The following is a 19,037-nucleotide window of genomic DNA, read 5'->3' on the forward strand; positions in this document are numbered from 1 at the left end:
GTTGGTCGAGGTTTTCAGGACCATACCTTACACAAGCACCGGTCGTCATGAGTCAGCTCGCCGTGCGCCAGCGCTCGAACCGATCAAACAGCAGCCCGTACAGAATCGGGATCAACCCAAGCGTGACCAACGTACCCAATGCAAGACCGCCCATGATGGTGATCGCCATACCTTCCCAGAGCGGGCCGGCAAAGAGCATCAATGGAATCAGCCCGATGATGCAGGTCAGTTTGGTCATCACGATTGGCCGTAACCGCTTGATCGCGGCGTTGACCACCGCGTCACGAACCGGCAGCCCCAATCCGCGCTCAACCTCGATGCGTTCGAGCAGTAAAACCGCGTTGTTGACAATGATCCCCGCCAGCGACAGTAATCCGAAGGTTGCCATGAAGCCGAATGGGTACCCGCTGAGCACCAGGGCCAGCGCCACGCCAATCAGCACAAAGGGCACACTGGAAATAACGATCAGCAACTTGCGAAACGAATTGAACTGCCAGACGAACAACAACAGCATCGCCACCAGTGCATGCGGCATGTACTGCAGCAGCGCCTGATTAGCCTCGGCCGAGTCCTCTATTTCGCCGCCCAGTTCAATGCGGTAACCCGCAGGCATGTTGAGCGTCGCAATGTTCGGTGCCAACTGCTCAATGATCGACGTGGCGGTCAGCGATGGATTGTGCCCGACCACCGTTATCGCGCGCTCCAGATTGCGGCGCTGAATGGTCGACGCTTCGGCCTCCGGCTCGACCGTGGCGATCGCCGACAACATCAACGGCGCAGCCCCGGAAGCCGGGTAAATCAGCGTGCTGTCCAGATCACTTACAGGCGTGGTCGGGGTGCCCTGTTCACGAGCCACAATCGCCACCGCAGTTTCGCCATCCTGCAACGATGACACAGACAAGCCATTGTTCCTGAGCTGCAGCGCCTGAGCGATGTCCTGAGTGGAAACACCGGCATGCAGCGCCTTGTACTGATCGACGACCACGTCATAGCGCAGCAAACGGGTGCGCCAGTCATCGTGGACGTCCAGCGTTCCCGGCAACGCCGACAAGGCCTGTTCGATTCTGCGGGCGATATTCCGTAGTACTTTTTCGTCAGGACCGATGACACGGTAAACCGCAATCCCTGCCTCGGTGGTTCCCATCGAGAATCGTTTAGGTTGCGCTTCGATTTCGGGGTGCTGGGTCAGGATGAAATGCCGGGCTCGCTCGATCACCGCATCGAGATTGGCACCTTCGCGCACGCTGACGGTGAAGTAGGCGATGTTCGGCGCGGACAACGGCGGATTGAGACCAAGAACGATTCTTGGCCCGCCATTGGCGACATAGCCGATGCTGTGTTTGACGTCCTGATCGCTGCTCAGCCACTGACTGATATCGCGCACGGCTTGTGAGGTGGCGCGTGACCTGCTGCCAGGCTCCAGCACCAGCGGGATCTGGAACTGCATGCGGTCGGACTTGGGCAGAAAGTCGTAAGGCACCTGGGTCAGCACCACCACTGCAACGGCCAGCAACCCCATCATGCTGGCGATGAAGATCAGGGAATGATTCAGCAGCCCCTCGATGATTTTTCGATAGCCACGGTAAAATACCGATGCATACTCATCGACATCATCGGTCGACTCGGCCATCGCTGGCGCCTTGGCGAAGTAAAAGCACAAGAGGGGCGTCACGGTGACACTGAGCAGCCACGAACTGATCAGCGTGGTAGCGAGCACGATCGCCAGCGAACGCAGGTACTCATTCGTGCTGGTCTGCCCCAGAAAGAATGGAGAAAACGCCAGCACGATGACCAGCGACGAGGTCAGCAAAGGGATCATCAACGTGCGCCCTGCTTCCTCGCAAGCCCGTCGCCGATCCTCCCCGGCATGCAGACGTCGCTCGATGTCCTCGGCGATGACAATCCCGTTGTCCACCAGCAAGCCCAGAGCCAGAATGATCGCGGCAATCGACACTGTCTGCAGCTCGATTCCCAGCGAGCGCATGACCAGCAGCGTACTGAGGATGGTAAGGGGCACAATCACCCCGACCACCAGGCCGGTACGCCAGCCCAGAAACAGCATGACAACACACATCACGATAACGACCGTTTCGGCCATAACGTGATACATCTTGTTCATCTCGTGCTGAACCACGCTGGACTGGAAAGTCACGATGTGCAAAGTGAAGCCGGCCGGAAGTTGCTGTTCCAGCTCTCCAAGTTTCTTGCGCAGCGCGGTGCCGAACGTTTGTACATTGAGGCCGGGCTGCATCGATACGGCCAGTACGACAGCATCCTGCCCTTGATAGATCGCCTCGGTTTCCGGCGGGTCGACGGGGCCCACCGATATCCGTGTCAGGTCATGCAGCGCTACCATCTGCCCGCCGGGCAATTGCACGGGAAACTGACGAAGCTGCTCAAGCGAAAGCACCTCGCCGCTGACCGAAAGAGTGGTGCTCTGCTGACCAATGACCGGGCTGCCTCCCGGTGCAATCAGGTTGCGATTTTGCAACTGCTGGAGCAACTGTTGAGGCGAAAGTCCGGCTGCTGCAAGTGTCTGGTGATCGAAGTCGAGGTAGATTCGCTCGTCCTGCAGACCATACAGCTCGACCTGATCGACGCCCTTGAGCTCATAGAGCTGATTGCGCAAGCGCTTTATCGGCGCACGCATCTCGCTCATGGAAAAACCTGGTGCCGTCAGCGCGACGGAAGCCACGGCCACGCGACCGAAATCGTCATCCACGAACGGCCCTTGGGTGCCCGGCGGAAACACTCCGCTGGTTTCGCCCACCTTCGCCCGAAGTCGTTGCCACAACAGCCCCAGGTCCTTGATGTTGTCATACGCGGTAACTTGCACAATCACCCGGCCGGGTTGGACCGTGGTGACCACATTCTTGATCTCGGCCAGTTCACGGATACGCTCCTCGAGCGGCCTGGCAAGCAGCTCTTCCGTGCGCTCTGCAGAAAGTCCGGCCAGAGACACGCTGACCAGTGCATCGCGAACAGTTACCGAAGGCTCTTCCTGAGAAGGAAAGCCCAAAAAGGTCGCCACGCCGGCCAGCAAAATCAGGCAGGCAGCAAACAGAGTCAGGCGGCTTGCGCCCATTGCGCGGTGGGTAAGGCTCATTGCGTGCCCCCGCTCAAGCGGGTGCCAGGCTCGAACAGCGTGACGGTCTGCCCGTCCTGCAGGAAAGCAGCACCGGCAGTGACCACTCGCTCACCCGCAACCAGACCGCCGGCGATCAGCGCCCGGCCATCCCTGATCCTGCCCAGCGAGACAGAGCGGATGGCCACTGTTCCGCCCGGCTGGTAGACAAAGACCTCGGCCACATCGCTGCCGGTTCCCATCCACAACGCTTGAACCGGAACCGACAAGGGCTGTGTGCCGGCATCGGGATGCAACTGCACCAGCAGGGTGACGCCGCTGGGCAAGCGGCTGGCAGGCCGCAGCAGACGAAATACAGCCGTTCTGACCAGCCCGTCCTCGGCGCGCGGGGAGATACCTTCGAGTACCAGATCAAACCCGGCAGTTCCGTCTGCCGTGCTCGAGGCTCGGGCAAGGTCGCCCGGTTTAAGCGTCTCGGCAAGTGTCAGCGGAACAGCGGCCACGACCTCCTGCCCTGCCCCGGACTCGATATCCAGCACCACCTGCCCGGCTGGCAGCACGGTTCGCGGTTCTGCAAGACGTGCAACCACTCGCCCGGCAAAGGGTGCGATCAACCGGGTGCGGTCCAGTTCGCGACGAGCCAGCGCCTGTTCGGCCTGCGCCCGGAGCTGCTCGGCCCGAGCCTGCTCGCTGGACGAGAGGGCCGACTCGACCACGCCCTGAGCAACGCTGCCTGCCGCGAGCAAACGCTTCTGACGTTGATAATCAAGCTCGCGCTCCACCGCATGAGCCTTGGCGAGGCGCAAACTGGCCTGGGCCTCTTGCAGGTGCAACTGCGCAGGCTGGGGATCGAGACTGGCCAGCAACTGGCCCTTTTCAACGCTGTCGCCGATGTCGACCCGCAGCTCGGTCAGGGAGCCTGCCGATTCGAAAGCCAGACTGGCGCGCTCCTGCTGCCGAACGGTGCCGATAAAGCGCACCGTGGCTCCCTCTCCCGCCCGTGCCGCTTCAACCTTGACGGCACGGATGGCCGTGACGCCGGGCGTATGTTTATCGCTGCACCCACTGACCATCAGGGCGATCAGGACGACACTGCAAGCGTGTGAAACACATCGCTGCACAGCAGGAAACGCATCAGAATGGAATCGCATGACAGGCCTCATCCCTTTAGAACGCGTAATTCAAAGCAATCAGGCCGCTGCCCTCGGCATCAGTCTCGACCAGCGGGCTGCCACGGGTCTGGTCGGTGTAGTGAGTCACCCCGACGCTTGCAACGGTCGACCAGTGGGCGTCAAAGGTGTGCTGCCAGGCGAGCGCAGCCGAGTACGCGTAAATCCCGCTGTCTGCGGTAAATCTGGAAAACCCGGTGCGCTGGCTCTGGAGCGGGCTCACACCGAAATAGGTCTGGTTGTAACGACCATCACCGGCATGCGCATCGATATCGAGCGTCACGGTATCGGTCTGGCTGTGGTAGGCGATGCATTCAAAACCCAAGCGGTAGCGGTTACCGCGCTTTTCGCCAGCCACCCGCAATTCTGCCTCGGCACTGGCCGACAACCACGGCGTGAGCTGCTGAGAGATCATGAAATCGCCGACGGTCGCGCCCTTGACGGTGCCCATCCCTCTCAGTTCGTTGGAGCCAGGGCGGTTTGTACTGTTTTTCTCGGTACGGCCAAAGTCGTAGTTCAGTGCAGCGCTGGCACCGAACCCCGAATCCGACTGCCACTGCAGCCCCACCCCACGAGCGGTATCAGCGAAAAAGATGCCGCGCTGGATCGTGACCATCGGCAGCACCTGACTGCGGTATTCATCAGCGCCCATATAGCGAGGCAGTACCGCCATGCCGAGACCAAAATTGACGTTGAAGCTGTCGCCGAGCATCGACTGACTTTCAGTAGATGCACTGTCCTGGGCACAAGCCTGACCGACCAGTGTCATCGCCGCAGAGGCGATCAACACGGTAAGCGCAGGTTTGAGCAGGGCGCTACGTGCAGGAGGACGAGAGATTTCATGGCTCATGGTGATACTCCGGTTTCATTCAGGATTGGGGGGGGGGGTGCCGGTTGTGCTCCGCGAAGCACTTGAAAAAGATCGATACGGTTTTGCTGCAGCTCATTGAGGGACTTGCGCCCGGCTGCGTCGGCTTCGGCGATGCGGATGGTGGACGCCAGCAATGCTGTACGTTCGGCCGCACCCGCATTGAGCTCGAAAGACAGGCGCCGCACTTTTTCCTGAACCAGCGCGACGCGCTCGATATCGTTGCGGACATGGCCCAAGGCCTGCTGGCGACGGCTCAGCACACCGGCCATCTCACGAAAAGCGTTCTGAATGGCCTTTTCATACTCGGCGACCGCGATCTGCTGCCGCACACGCGCAAGGTCCAGGTTGGCCTGATTGCGTCCACCGTCGAATAACGGCAGATTCAATTGCGGGGTGAACAACCAGGCACCGCTGCCGCTGCTGAACAATGTTCGCAGGCTGTCGCTCTGGAGGCCTGCGCCGGTGCTGAGCTTTATGGATGGAAAGAACGCTGCGCGGGCGGCCCCGATGTTGGCATTGCTGGCTTTGAGCGCTTCTTCATGCTGACGGATATCAAAACGTTCCAGCAGACGCCGAGATGGCAGATTCGACAACCAGCCTGGCGTGTCGACCAGCGCAGCGGTCAGTACAGGCGTGTCCGGCGTGGTGGTCGGCAACGCCGTCGAGTAGCCGGTAAGCAACAGCAGCGCCTGCGAGGCGTTGGCGTGACCGCTTACGGCATCCTGCTCCTGCTGCTGCGCAGTCAGCGTGTCAAGGCGCTGCACCATGAGATCGTCCAGCGAAATGGCACCTTGACGCTGCTGCTCTTCGGCCGCTTTCAGTAACATCAATCGGGCATCATGAACGGTCTGCGCATCCTGCTGCACGGCGGCGGCCAGACGTTCGGCCAGCCAGGCACGCGCCACTTCCGCAACCAGCGCACTGCGCGCCGCCTGCTGGCCGTACGTGCTGGCCAGATAGTCATGACGCGCGGCGTCGGAAAGGCTGCGCAAGCGCCCGAAGAAATCCAGTTCAAAATCAGAAATGCCCACCGAGGCAATAGAGATGTCCTGGCCATATCGCTCGTCGGCGGCAGCATTATCGAAGTGCTGACGGTCACGCTCCACGCCTGCTGCAATCGTTGGAAAACGACCGGCTCGAGCTATGCCGCGCATGGCCCTGGCCTCTTCGACCCGTAGCACCGCCACGCGAAAATCCCGATTGAACGTCAGCGCTGACTGCAGCAGAGCCCGCAATTCACCCTGCGGCGACAGTTCGGAAACAAGCGCCTCTTCGTCGCCGGTCAGCGCGATGGCAGCGGACGTCTCGCGTGCCGGTACGACCCCGGAAAGCTGGTCGGCAGGAACCGGCAGTGCCGGGCGCTGATACGCAGGAGCCAGCGAGCAACCCGAAAAAACCAGATTCGCCAGCATTGCCAGGCAACAGCATCCGAGGTTGCGGATACGCTTGGACAGCGGTGTACTCATCAGCATAGGATCTGTCCGCGACAGTGGGCACTGGACGTAATCCTGAACGTCGACTTTCAATAAACCGTTCGTGAATTATCAAGATTTGATCAAGAGGCATTCTTGTGTCAGGAAAACGCATTCTGATCGTCGAAGACGATGCCGACAGCGCCAGCATTCTCGAGGCTTACCTGCGTCGTGACGGGTTCAGCGTAGGGCTGGCCGAAAACGGGCAGCGCGGTATCGATATGCATCGCCAGTGGAAACCCGACCTGATTCTGCTGGACGTCATGCTGCCGCTGGTCAGTGGCACGGACGTACTGTCGGCAGTCCGCCGTTGCAGCGATACACCGGTGATCATGGTCACCGCCATGGGCGATGAACCGGAAAAGCTCGGCGCATTGCGCTACGGGGCCGACGATTACGTGGTCAAGCCCTATAACCCCAAGGAAGTGGTGGCCCGCGTGCACGCGGTCCTGCGGCGCTCGCAGCAGAACGGCAACAATGACCGTCACTTGCGCTACAAGAACCTGCTGGTGGACCTGGATGCAGTCACCGCCATCATTGAAGGGCTCGACAGCGCAGACACACTGCTCGACCTGACGCCCACCGAGTTCAAGATACTGTCGACCTTGCTGAAAACCCCTTCCAAGGCCTTCACCCGCGAAGAGCTGTTGGAAATCTGCCTGCCCGACAGCGAAGCGCTGGCCAGGGTTGTCGATGCGCACGTCCATAACCTGCGTCGCAAACTCGAAATTCATGGTGTGGACAATGTGCTGGTGACGGTCCGCTCTGTCGGCTATCGATTCAGGTGAAGCCCATGCGACGCTTTTTCAGACACAGGCAGAAACCGCTATGGCACTGGGTCGGCATGCGCATGAGCATGCTGGCCGTGGGCGCAGTGATCATCATTGCGTTCTGCATGTGGTTGCATGTCACGGTATCTGACTGGCTCACATTGCAGGCAATGCCAGCCGAGGTGCGCATGGAATTCATGCGGCTGCAGGCCGAACCTGCCATGGACATGGTCAAGCTTCGCGAGCTGTTCTTCGAGTATTACCCGATCGAGAACCTGTTGCCGGGCATTGCCAACAAGGAATGGTGGGTGTTGGCAGCGCTGGTAATGATAGCCATCCCGATCATCATATTTTTCGGTTTTCTGTTCTCCCGCCCGCTTTCCAGCCAGTTCTCCTCGATTGCCAGAGGCGCACGTCAGGTGGCTCAGGGCGACTTCAAGACACGCCTGCCGATGAGCGCCAAAGACCCGGACGAATTGCAGGCGCTGGTCAGCGACTTCAACACCATGACCACCCAACTGGGCCGTTACGAACTGGAGGTCAGTGAATCCAGCGCGATGATTGCTCACGAACTGCGCACGCCGCTGAACGCCGCCATGGGGCGCATACAAGGCATGATCGATGAGGTGTTCCCACGCGATCTGACACAACTGCAAATGGTCCACCGACAGCTCGACCAACTGAACAAGCTGGTGAGTGATCTGCACCTTCTTTCGCTGGCCAGCGCCGGTCAGTTGACCCTGGACAAAACCGTATTTTCTCTGGAAAAACTGGTCGCCGAGCGTATCGGCTGGTTTGCCACACAGCTCGATGAGGCAGGCGTTATCGTGACAATCGACATTCCCCAGAGACTGACCGTCACCGCAGACCGCGACCGAATGGGTCAGGTGGTCAATATTCTCGTCGATAACGTACTGCGTTACTCGGCGATGGGCGGTGAACTGCTGATCGTCGGCAGAGCCAGCGCACGGAGCATGGAGCTGACCGTCTCGGACCGCGGGCCTGGCTTCGGCTCGGAGAACCTTGAACAGGTATTCGACCGGTTCTGGCGCGCCGAACGTTCCCGGGCGCGCTATTCCGGAGGCAGCGGACTGGGTCTGTCCATTGCCCGGGCCATTTGCCTTGAGCATGACGGCACTATCGGAGTGCGCAACAGGCCTGGCGGCGGATCGGTAATCCGCCTGGAGATCCCGGCCTGATCCTGCTCGACTGGTCTTGCAAATCAATGCCCCATCAACGAATCGATGCGCTCCGGTTTATCGTGCACGCCAAACCGGTCCACGAGCGTGGCCGTCGCCTGGTTCATGCCGACAACGTCCACACTGATACCCGCCCTCCTCAGCTTGAGCACAACCTTGTCGAGCGCGGCAACTGCAGTGATGTCCCAGAAATGCGCCTCGTGCAGATCAATGGCGAGTGTTTCGACGTTTTCGCGCAGGTCGAAGGACGCCATGAAGCGCTCGGCAGAGGCGAAAAACACCTGCCCGGTCACGTAATAAGTGCGGTGGCTGTGCTCGGGATCGCGGCGCGAAGTGACGTCGAGATAACGGCCGATCTTGCTGGCAAAGAACATGGCGGCCAGCAGAGACCCGACCAGCACGCCATAGGCAAGGTTATGGGTGGCCACCACTACGATCACCGTCACGACCATCACAATATTGGTCGAGAGCGGGTACTGTTTGAGGTTGCGGATCGACTCCCAACTGATCGAGACCATGATCATCACCGCTACCAGCGCAGCCATTGGAATACGCGCCAGCCAGTCGCCCAGAAACAGCATCATGATCAACAGCAGCAAGCCCGCGCTGAGGGTTGAGAGTCGTGTTCTGCCCCCCGACTTCACGTTGATCATTGATTGGCCGATCATCGCGCAACCGGCCATGCCGCCGATCAGACCACTGGCGATATTGGCGATGCCCTGCCCTTTGCACTCACGATTCCTGTCACTGTCGGTATCGGTCAGATCATCGACAATGGTTGCGGTCATCATCGACTCAAGCAGGCCCACCACCGCCAGGGCCGCGGAATACGGCAGTATGATCAACAGCGTGTCGAGATTCAGCGCAACGTCCGGCCACATGAAGATTGGCAGACTGTCAGGCAGCGCGCCCATGTCGCCCACCGTACGTACATCCATCCCCATGTAAATGGACATTGCCGTGAGCAGCAGAATGCACACCAGCGGCGACGGCAGCAGCTTGCCCAGCAACGGCACGCGCGGGAACAGATAGATAATCGCCAGGCCCGCCGCCGTCATGGCATAGACCGGCCAGGTCGCATGGGTCAGTTCTGGCAGTTGGGCCATGAAAATCAGAATCGCCAGCGCGTTCACAAAGCCGGTCACGACTGATCGCGAAACAAAGCGCATCAGCTCTCCGAGGCGCAAATACCCCGCAACAATCTGTAGTACGCCGCACAGTAACGTGGCGGCCAGCAGATACTGAAGCCCGTGTTCTTTGACCAGATTGACCATCAGCAAGGCCATCGCACCTGTGGCAGCAGAAATCATTGCCGGGCGACCGCCCACGAAAGCGATGACCACACAGATACAGAACGAGGCGTAAAGCCCGACTTTCGGGTCTACGCCCGTGATGATGGAGAACGCGATAGCCTCTGGAATCAGGGCCAGTGCAACGACAAGCCCGGCGAGAACATCGGCCCGGACGTTGGAAAACCACGTAGCTTTGATTTTTTCGAGCATGGAAACACCTGTGTCGAACACAGCGGGACGCGCAGCAGCGAATGCCGGACGTACGTGTGCATCGGTTTTCGAATGAGTAGTGATGGAGGTGGCGGCGACCGTGAAACGGACACAGCAACAAGCGACCGCAGACGGTGGCAGTCAGGGTGTAGCGAGGGGGCGAAGCGCTAAGGCGGCGTAGGCAGCCAGTTGGAAAGGGACAAGCGTTTTTCCTTCGATGGGTCGCAGGACATGGGCATGATAGCCCCGACCGTTTGAGGGGTTCAAGACTCAAACACCCGCATCGCAGCGTCGAGAACCGAAGCGCCCGCCCGCGCAGTGGCCCGCCTGAAGAGGCTGATATGCATTTTTCCGGATAACCTGCCTCTGTTTTCGGGGCCTGTTTTCACTCATGATAGGCGCGTCGTCTACCCAGAAGCCTGCCATGAAACGCTACGAAAAATTCGCTGCCGATATTGCGGAAATGATTCGCAGCGGTGTTCTGCCCGCTGGCGAAAAAGTCCCATCCGTCAGGGTCGCGAGCCGTACCTGGTCAGTCAGCCCTGCAACAGTCTTCAAAGCGTATTACCTGCTCGAAGACAAGGGCCTGATTCAGGCCCGTGCACGCTCCGGGTATTACGTGCGCGAGCACGCTGCCAATGCGCTGATCGAACCTGAACTGGTCAGCCATGTCAGCGAAGGCACCGAACTGGGCGTCAGCGACCTGATCTTTTCAGTGCTCGGCTCGCTCAAGAACCCGGACACCGTTCCTTTTGGCTCGGCGTTTCCCAGCCCGTATCTGTATCCGCTGGCGAGCCTGGCAAAGTCGATGGCTTCAGCAGTGCGTTCACTGACGCCAGTGGGCATTGTCAGCGACATGACCACCGGGAACTCCGAGCTGCGCCGACAGATCGCCCTGCGTTACATGATCAGCGGCGTACGCCTGCCCGCCGACGAGCTGGTGATCACCAATGGCGCGATGGAAGCCCTGAATCTCTGCCTGCAATGCGTCACCGAACCTGGCGACCTGGTCGCCATCGAAGCGCCCGCGTTCTACGCCTGCCTGCAAGTGCTGGAACGGCTCAAACTCAAAGCCGTCGAGATCCCCGTGCACCCGCGTGATGGCGTGGATCTGGATTCTTTGCAGGACAGCCTGACACGTTTGCCGATAAAGGCTTGCTGGTTCATGAGCAGCTTCCAGAACCCGTTGGGCGCGAGCATGACCCAAGAGAAGAAAGTCAGGCTCTACGACTTGCTGGAGCAGCAGCAAATACCGCTGATCGAGGACGATGTGTACGCCGAGCTGTATTACGGTGCCACAGCTCCCCGTCCGGTCAAAAGCCTGGATCGCAGCGGGCTGGTGATGCATTGCAGTTCATTTTCCAAGACTCTCGCGCCCGGCTACCGCGTGGGTTGGGTGGCAGGCGGGCGTTACACCGAACAGATTGACCGTCTGAAACTCATGACCACGATATCGCCCTCGGTTCCGGCCCAGGCTGCGATAGCCGATTACCTCAAACACGGTGGCTACGATCGGCATTTGCGCAAATTGCGCGACACCCTCGAACTGCAACAGGGCGCGATGCTGGCCGCTGCGGCTCGCTATTTCCCGGCAGCGACACGCGTCACCCGGCCCGCTGGCGGTTATTTTCTGTGGTTCGAATTCCCCGAGCAGGTGGACTCGCTGCAAGTGTTCCAGATGGCCCTGGCCCAAGGCATCAGCCTGGCACCCGGCCCGATATTCTCGGCCTCGCAGCGCTTCAAGAACTGCGCACGCCTGAACTACGGCACGCCTTGGGATGAACGCAGCGAGCAGGCGATGGCGGTGCTTGGACGAATCATCGCGTCATTCTGAGTTATCCATTCTCGGCTGCGGCGTATCTGATCCGTATTTTTAAGCTGTTTCTGAATCTGTACCAGAATCTACCTGCGCAGGATAATGGCCACGCATTAAAACGCGCAGGACAACCGCCAGCAGCCGGAACCTGCGACTCGTTACAGACAGATCGATCAGCAGGAGACGCTCATGGGCAAGCTCGGACTTTCATTGATAGGTTTTTTGTTGCTGGCGATAGCGGTGGGTTTGCTGGGGACTATTTCGCCGTATTGAGCAGTAATCATCGTCGGCAAGCTCATCGCTCACGGCCATGCATACGATGCAAAAACGGCATTCAACAGCAGCGCGCCGATCCTGCACGCGGCAGTTGCCGGCAGTGGCTGACTGGCCCTGCATTCTTTAAGCAATGGATATCCAAGCTGAAATGAATGAGCTTCAAAACCAAAAAACCCGCCAGAAGGCGGGTTTTTGGTTTTTTCAGATGCTTTCGAACGGCCTCTGAAACGGTATATGGCTCCACGACCTGGACTCGAACCAGGGACCCAGTGATTAACAGTCACTTGCTCTACCAACTGAGCTATCGCGGAATGAGCGCTATGTTACTGATTAGGAAAAGGAAGTCAAGCAAGGGCTGAAAAAATTTCGGCGCTGCGGCTTGCGCGCGCCCAGCGTGACGAACACGTCTCAAGATGGCCATAGAACGGGCTTCTGCCCGGAGGCCGTAGGAGTTTCAGGAGGTTACGACGGTTACGATGGGCTTCGAGCGGCCCCAAACAGTTCCGCTCGGTTGTACTGGATGTACCCGCATGCAACGGTTTTGCTGCCGGTTCCCGGCAGATCGCGGACAAGTCCGCTCCCACGGCCTTCGGCCAGAAGCCAGAAGCCAGAAGCCAGAAGCGGGCAGAACACCTCTATTTTCGTTCAGTCCGCGTTGGCACCCGCCACGAGACGCTCTGCAGGCAGCCTCATTCAACGCCAGGCTCATCTGATCGTACTGAAGTTGGCGCTTATGACACATCAAGAAACACCTATCCCAGCCGACACCTGAACTAGGTAGTCCCCTTCCTACGGCTCAGGTATAACAAAAAAATGGCCTCGCTCAAGACAGTACAAGCTCGCTACACCGCAACCTTCGTAGGATTCATGGCGCTGGTCATTGTTCTGACGGTTTATGGCATCGGTCAGTTCGTGTCCCCCAGGCTTACCGCCAACGATGAAAACATGCTGACCGCCAAGGCGGCCGACATCAGTGATGAGATCAAGACCGAGCTGGCCCGCGTACAGGCGCAGGCGCGGGTGATCACCGAACTGGTGCCGCAACTGTCCAGTGACGATATCGACCGCCTGCTGCCGTTCATGGTCAATCAGTACGGCGAAGCCAAGGTGTTTGGCGGCGGGATCTGGCCATTGCCGAACGTGCGCACGCCAGGCCGTGCCAAGCACAGCACGTTCTACCACCGCGATGCCTCGGGCAAGTTGATCGTCAACACTCACTGGAACTCGCCTGAATCACTCAATTACTTCGAACAGGGCTGGCATAAAGGCGGCTTGAGCTCTCCTGCCGGCCAGTGTGCCTGGGCACCTGCCTATCAGGATGCCGCCAGCCCGGAGCCACGTACCAATTGCGCCATGGCGATCACCAAGGACGGCCAGCCGTGGGGCGTGTCGACCATCGACGTGACGCTGGGCTTTTTCAACAAGCTGGTTGAAGCCAAGGAACAGGAAGTACACGGTCGGATCATGATCATCGAAGCCGATGGCAAGATTCTTTCCAACGTGCCGGGCAGCAGCGACAAGATCGTATTGCGCAATGTCTCCGAGCTGGCGGCGCAATCGCCGTTTATCAATGGCATCAAGTCGGCACTCGCCGTCAAAGGTACGGGTACCTCGCGTCTGACCTACCAAAACAGTGACGGTGAAGAATCGACTCTGTTTCTGATGCCAGTGGCTGGAACGCCCTGGTTGCTGGCAGTCGCGCAAAACACCGACCTGCTGAAAAGCCAGAGCGAAACCGTCCTCAAGACCCTGGCCTGGTTGCAGATCCCAATGGTGCTGGTGCTTCTGGTGCTGATGATTGTCGCACTGCGCGCGCTGATGAACCGCCTGAGCGTGCTTAAAACCAATATCGACACGCTGTCGGCCGGCGATGCCGATCTCACCCGGCGCATTGCCGTCAAAGGGCACGATGAAGTGGATCAGGTGGGCGAGTCGGTCAACAACTTCATTGCCTACCTGCAACGGATGATGCTCGACGTGAGCAGTTCCACTCGCGAAATCGCCAGCGGTATCGAGCAACTTCGCAGCCAGGCGGGCGTTACAAACGCCATTCTGATCCGCCACGCCAACGAAACCGACCAGGCCGTCACCGCGATTACCGAGATGTCATCCACTGCTGACGAAGTGGCCCGCAGTGCGGCGCAGACGGCAAGTTTCACTCAGTCGGCCAATGAGAACGCGCAGGTGTCCAAAACCGTGGTCGCCGACGCCTCGGACAGCGTGACCGCGCTGATCAGCGAGGTGGATTCAGCCACCAGCAAAGTGCAGTCGATGGAGCAGGATGCCAAGCGCATCAACGCGGTGCTGGCGGTCATCGGCGAAATCGCCGGGCAGACCAACCTGCTCGCGCTCAACGCCGCCATTGAAGCCGCACGCGCCGGCGAACAGGGCCGTGGCTTTGCGGTCGTGGCCGATGAGGTGCGCGCCCTCGCCGCTCGCACCCAGGCCAGCACGTCGGAAATCAACGAAATGCTCGGCAGTCTGCAACAGGGCGTCAGCGCCGCGGTAGCGGCGATGGAAAAAACCCGCCAGAGCTGCCAGACCACGGCGGGCAAAACCACAGCCGTAACAAGCGGCCTGGACGACATGACCCGCTCGGTTCTGCAGATCAACGACCTGAGCACGCAAATCGCCACAGCGGCCGAGGAACAAAGCGCGGTGTCCGAGGAAATCAGCCGTAACATCATTGCCGTGCGCCACATTGTCGAAGAACTGGTCGAAGGCGGCTCCAGCAACGAACGCAGCACCGCTGCCCTTTCCGAGTCCAACACTCGCCTGATTGCCCTGGTACAACGCTTCAAGGTCAGTTAAAACCTGTGCGGGCCTGCCGCAAAATGCGTCAGGCCCGCTGTCTATTTGATCCGGTAGTGAAAGGTATTCTTCACCCCGGACACCGTCACCGCCTTGCCGTCGACGATTCTTGGCTGATAACGAAAGGTCTGGGCAGCCGCCAGTGACGGACGGATGAACAGTGGATGGCAGGCACCCTGCACTTGCGGATTGACCACCGTACCTTGCGGCGACACGTCATAGCTGACCGTGCAATCCCCCTCGATGCCCTTGTCCAGCGCCCGTTCGGGATAGTCCGGCGCCTGCTTGCTAAGCGGCTGATACTGGCTGCTGTCGGCGGCGGCAGCCTGTTGCTGTGCTGGCTGCTGCGCCTGGCGGGCACGCTCTGCAGACAGGCGCACCTGTTCAGCCTGACGCTGTTGCTCACCCTGCTGACGTTGCTGCTCGGCCAGCCGCTGCTGTTCCTGTTGCTTGTGCTGCTCGGCTTCGCGCAGACGCTGGGCGTTCTGTTGCTGTTCGCGCTCGCGCTTTTGCTCGTCAACGCGCTTGCGGGCCAGCGCGGCCTGCTCGATCTGACGCTGCGGCTCTGCCTGCGGTTTCGCAGCCTCCACTGGCGGGGTGATCGGCAGCGAAGCCGGTGCAGGTGGCGGCGGCTGAACAGGCTCGATAACCGGCGCAGCGGCGACTGGAACGGGCTCAGGCGCAGGCGGCAAAATCAGCAGTTGGGTCGTCAGAGTTCTGGTCTGCACGGGCGGTGCGTCGAGGCTGCTCCAGCCGAGCATGAGGCCGCCCAGCAACGCACCATGCAGGGCAAGCGCGACAGCAGCGGCCAGGCCATTGCTGCGCAGCCAAGGCCAGTTCACCCATTCGCGGCGCGGTGGGTGATAGTCGAGGGCCAGGGCGTTCATTGCGGTGCCTCGGTCACCAGCCCCAGTTGCGTCACACCACTGCGTTGCAGCGCCGCCATGGCGGCGACTACCCGGCCATAATCAGCCTTGTCATCGGCACGGATGAACACTTGCGTATCCTTGCGCTCGGCCACCAGTCGGGTAATGCGCGCCTGCATGTCTTCAAGGCTTGCGGCTTGATCGGTCTGCGCCTGAGTGTCAACCATATCGCCCAGGTTCCAGTAATAACCGCCCTGCGCCTTGACCGACAAGGTCACGATGCGCTGCCGCGTGTCGGTGGCAAGTGCTTCGCTGGCGACTTTCGGCAACTCGATTTTCACGCCTTGGGTCAGCATCGGTGCCGTGACCATGAAAATCACCAGCAGCACCAGCATCACGTCGATATAGGGCACGACATTCATTTCAGCTTTCGGACCATGTTTGCGTTGCGGTTTGACCAGCATGACAAGTCCTCAGGCCGCAGCGGCCATGTTGCGGGTCAGGCCTTGCAGGGTGCGGTTCAGGCGCACCTGCAGTTCATTGCCGAAGCTGTAATAACGGGCCGTGAGCGTCTGGCCACGCGCGGCAAAACGGTTATAGGCGATAACGGCAGGAATGGCAGCGAACAAGCCGATGGCCGTGGCAATCAAGGCTTCGGCGATCCCCGGCGCGACCGTCGACAATGTGGCCTGCTGCACTTGAGACAGGCCGATGAAGGAATTCATGATCCCCCAGACCGTGCCGAACAGGCCGATGTAAGGGCTGACCGAGCCGACGGTGGCGAGGAACTGCAGGCCTTTTTCCAGTTTCAGCTCCTGCTCGCTGATGGCGACCTGTAATGCGCGTTCGACGCCTGACAGCACCACGTCAGGCTCGATGCCGGGGCGTGGTTTGAGTTGTACGTACTCGGCATAACCGGCGTTGAAAACGCGCTCGATACCGTCAGCGCCCTCTTGAGCCGAACGGCTCTCGGCGTACAGCGGTGCCAGCTCGGCTTCACCGCGAAAGCGCTGCTGAAAGGCATCCAGCGTCCGCTCGTAATAGCCCAGTGCAAGACTGCGCTGGATGATCAGATACCAGTTGACCAGCGAGGCAAGCAGCAAAATCAGCATCACGGCCTTGACCAGCAGGCTGGCATCGCTGATCAGGCCCCAGACGGTCATGTGTTCGAGGGTGGCGTGCATCGGGATAGTCCTCTGTAATGGAACGAATGATTAACACCGCTTGATGACAAACGACTTACGGCAGCTTCAAGGTCTTCCTCACCTCGGCCCACGGCACGAACTTGAAGTTCTGCGCCTGCTCGGGCATGCGTTTGCGCCCATCCTGGACCACTAGCATGCCGTTGCTCCAGGGGCCGCCAAGGTTCATGGAGGTCACTTCGATGCCGTCGGTTTCCGAGGTGCCGTCAATGCCCTCATTCGCGTTGAGACCGACCCGAAACGCGCCTCGCAATGCGTAGGGCGGCTCGGCATCGACCACCACGTAGCTGTCGTTGCCCTGACTGGAAATCACCAGGTAGTCGCGTCTGTCGCTCTGATAAAGCGCCAGCCCCTCGACATCGGCATGCACCGCCTCGCCCACCTTGATCACACTGGAAAGTGTCGCAGGCTGGTCGGCACGCGCATCGACTTCCCACACGCCAACGTCCTCTTCACCGAGAAACAGACGCTGACGCTGATCATCGGCAACACAGCCTTCCGGCTGGGTCTCAACCTTGAAGCGGCGTACCAGCTCGCCTTTCGCCTTGCCATCCGGCGCACTGAGCCGGTACTGAAGAAAGCTGCCGTCCTTGCCATTGGCAAAGGCATACAGCTCGCCACTGGCGGGTTTGAACAGGCAGACACCGTAGATTTCCGCCAATGGCGTGGGGATTTCTCCTGCTTCACGAATCAGGCCGCTGACCCGGTCGATGCTGAACAGACTCAGGCTGTTGCGATCGCGGTTACTGGCCACCGCCAGGTCGACATGCTTTTTGCCGAGCATGAAGCCGGGACGTACATCGACATTATTCAGACGTCCTACCGGCAACGACTGCAACTGCTTGCCGCTCAGGTCGTAAGCCAGCAGCCCCTGTTTTTTATTGGTGCCCAGCACGCGGCTGAGTGCGGGATTTTTCGGGTGGACCCAGATGGCCGGGTCGTCGGCGGCGTCACCCTGACGCCCGACCGGCTGGCTCTGACTCGCCGCCATGACAGTCGGCAACGGCTTGGCGACATTCACCGGCTTGGGCGACCAGCTCAGCTCGCCCTGATACAGGCGCTCGCCGTCATTGTCGTTAACCAACACCTGCAAGCTATTCTTGCTTTCACGCACAGAAAGCCCTTCCGGCTTTTTCAGGCTCATCAGCGACAGATCGGCCACCGGCGTCCAGCTCTCCAGCGATTCCTGCTGCTGATAGAGATGCAATGCCTTGCCTTTCGGGTCCAGCGCCAGCAAACCGCCCGGAACAATGGCCATTGCCCCCGCCGCCTGTTTCAACTCGCCAAACGGTTCGCGCAGGGCCACAGGCTGACGCGCGACCTCGGCCTCGGGGTGCGCCGGATAAGCCCACCAACCGACATTTTGTTCATTGACGAACAACCTGTGCGCAGCGTCATCGACCTGACAAAACTCGGCTTTGGGTGGTAGCGGCAGGTTGCGCACCATGCGTGGCGCGTCGTTCAGTCGATTATCTGCGCCAATCAGCCATTGTTCGCCCTTGCCCTCCTCGCCCACCAGAAACACAAACAGATTGCTGGCCTCATCGCGGTACAGGCACAACCCGGCGACTGAATAATCACGTGCGGGCACATAAACCGGCGTCGACCAGTGCCCAAGCGACGGGTCAAGCCGGGTCAGCATTGCCTGTTGGCGGGAGTTATCCAGCGTCGCTACGAGCACGCTGCTGCCTGTGGAGCGGCTGTCCAGCCCTTGAAATGACCCCGGCATGGTCGCCAGCTCGCGGCCCTGTTCGTCCAGCAGCAACAGCCCGGCCTTGACGCTCGCAGCCAGGCGGCGGGCTCCGTCACTGCCTGGCAGAAAGACCGCGGATTGGGCCTTGAACGGCTCGTTTTCGGCCCAGCGTGCCAGGTTCAGGTCCACCGGTGGCGAAGCTTGCGCAGCTCCGCCTGCCAGACAAAGCAATAGCGCCAGGCACACTGGCTTGGGTGATAGCGAAATCATCATGAACGGTTGAATCCTTTGAATGAGCGCGTCAG

12 protein-coding genes, 1 tRNA gene and 2 pseudogenes are annotated in these 19,037 nt (G+C 60.0%); 5 read left to right on the forward strand and 10 right to left on the reverse strand.

The window, feature by feature from the left end; genetic code table 11:
- Positions 1-52: 52 nt before the first annotated feature.
- The 4 genes from MME58_RS15710 to MME58_RS15725 all read right to left on the reverse strand — a co-directional run bounded on the left by MME58_RS15710 (position 53) and on the right by MME58_RS15725 (position 6,597).
- Positions 53-3,106, reverse strand: coding sequence for an efflux RND transporter permease subunit (locus tag MME58_RS15710; RefSeq protein ID WP_055005146.1), 3,054 nt, complete (start codon positions 3,104-3,106; stop codon positions 53-55).
- Positions 3,103-4,170, reverse strand: a complete 1,068-nt coding sequence (locus tag MME58_RS15715; protein WP_055005159.1) for an efflux RND transporter periplasmic adaptor subunit — start codon at positions 4,168-4,170, stop codon at positions 3,103-3,105. Before MME58_RS15715 ends, MME58_RS15710 begins: the two co-directional genes overlap by 4 nt.
- An 82-nt stretch (positions 4,171-4,252) precedes the next feature.
- Positions 4,253-5,104 (reverse strand): MipA/OmpV family protein, encoded by an 852-nt coding sequence (locus MME58_RS15720; protein ID WP_055005147.1) that lies wholly within the window; start codon positions 5,102-5,104, stop codon positions 4,253-4,255.
- Positions 5,101-6,597, reverse strand: a complete 1,497-nt coding sequence (locus MME58_RS15725) for an efflux transporter outer membrane subunit (protein ID WP_055005148.1) — start codon at positions 6,595-6,597, stop codon at positions 5,101-5,103. The genes MME58_RS15720 and MME58_RS15725 overlap by 4 nt, the downstream gene beginning before the upstream one ends.
- A gap of 98 nt (positions 6,598-6,695) precedes the next feature.
- Here MME58_RS15725 and MME58_RS15730 point away from each other — a divergent pair, with 98 nt between their 5' ends.
- Complete coding sequence (locus MME58_RS15730) at positions 6,696-7,385, forward strand: response regulator (RefSeq protein ID WP_055005149.1); 690 nt, start codon at positions 6,696-6,698, stop codon at positions 7,383-7,385.
- A 5-nt stretch (positions 7,386-7,390) separates the two neighbouring features.
- The gene (locus MME58_RS15735; RefSeq protein WP_055005150.1) at positions 7,391-8,566 is read left to right on the forward strand and encodes a sensor histidine kinase; all 1,176 of its coding nucleotides are present in this window, start codon (positions 7,391-7,393) and stop codon (positions 8,564-8,566) included.
- 23 nt (positions 8,567-8,589) lie between these two features.
- Here MME58_RS15735 and MME58_RS15740 read toward each other — a convergent pair whose 3' ends face one another.
- Positions 8,590-10,068, reverse strand: coding sequence for a SulP family inorganic anion transporter (locus MME58_RS15740; protein ID WP_055005151.1), 1,479 nt, complete (start codon positions 10,066-10,068; stop codon positions 8,590-8,592).
- 424 nt (positions 10,069-10,492) lie between these two features.
- Here MME58_RS15740 and mapR point away from each other — a divergent pair, with 424 nt between their 5' ends.
- Positions 10,493-11,902, forward strand: a complete 1,410-nt coding sequence (gene mapR, locus MME58_RS15745; RefSeq protein ID WP_055005152.1) for a GntR family transcriptional regulator MpaR — start codon at positions 10,493-10,495, stop codon at positions 11,900-11,902.
- 493 nt (positions 11,903-12,395) lie between these two features.
- On the opposite strand, the gene MME58_RS15750 is transcribed toward mapR, so the two are convergent.
- A tRNA-Asn gene (locus MME58_RS15750) sits at positions 12,396-12,471 on the reverse strand.
- 769 nt (positions 12,472-13,240) lie between these two features.
- Between MME58_RS15750 and MME58_RS27845 the strand changes: the two are divergent.
- A pseudogene (locus MME58_RS27845) lies at positions 13,241-14,110 on the forward strand (HAMP domain-containing protein); the annotation flags it as partial.
- Positions 14,111-14,428: 318 nt separating this feature from the next.
- A pseudogene (locus MME58_RS27850) lies at positions 14,429-14,971 on the forward strand (methyl-accepting chemotaxis protein); the annotation flags it as partial.
- 41 nt (positions 14,972-15,012) lie between these two features.
- Here the strand turns inward: MME58_RS27850 and MME58_RS15760 are convergent.
- The 4 genes from MME58_RS15760 to MME58_RS15775 are packed head-to-tail and all read right to left on the reverse strand — an operon-like array spanning position 15,013 to position 19,005.
- Positions 15,013-15,858 carry an energy transducer TonB gene (locus tag MME58_RS15760; RefSeq protein WP_055005154.1) on the reverse strand — a complete coding sequence of 282 codons (846 nt, stop codon included), beginning with the start codon at positions 15,856-15,858 and terminating at the stop codon, positions 15,013-15,015.
- Complete coding sequence (tolR, locus tag MME58_RS15765; protein WP_055005155.1) at positions 15,855-16,301, reverse strand: protein TolR; 447 nt, start codon at positions 16,299-16,301, stop codon at positions 15,855-15,857. The genes MME58_RS15760 and tolR overlap by 4 nt, the downstream gene beginning before the upstream one ends.
- A gap of 9 nt (positions 16,302-16,310) precedes the next feature.
- On the reverse strand, positions 16,311-17,021 hold the full coding sequence (gene tolQ, locus MME58_RS15770; protein WP_055005156.1) for a protein TolQ: 711 nt from the start codon (positions 17,019-17,021) through the stop codon (positions 16,311-16,313).
- 55 nt (positions 17,022-17,076) lie between these two features.
- Positions 17,077-19,005, reverse strand: a complete 1,929-nt coding sequence (locus MME58_RS15775) for a phytase (protein ID WP_055005157.1) — start codon at positions 19,003-19,005, stop codon at positions 17,077-17,079.
- Between the last annotated feature and the right edge of the window lie 32 nt (positions 19,006-19,037).

The sequence above is a fragment of the Pseudomonas syringae pv. tagetis genome, assembly GCF_022557255.1.
Classification (GTDB): Bacteria; Pseudomonadota; Gammaproteobacteria; order Pseudomonadales; family Pseudomonadaceae; genus Aquipseudomonas; species Aquipseudomonas caricapapayae.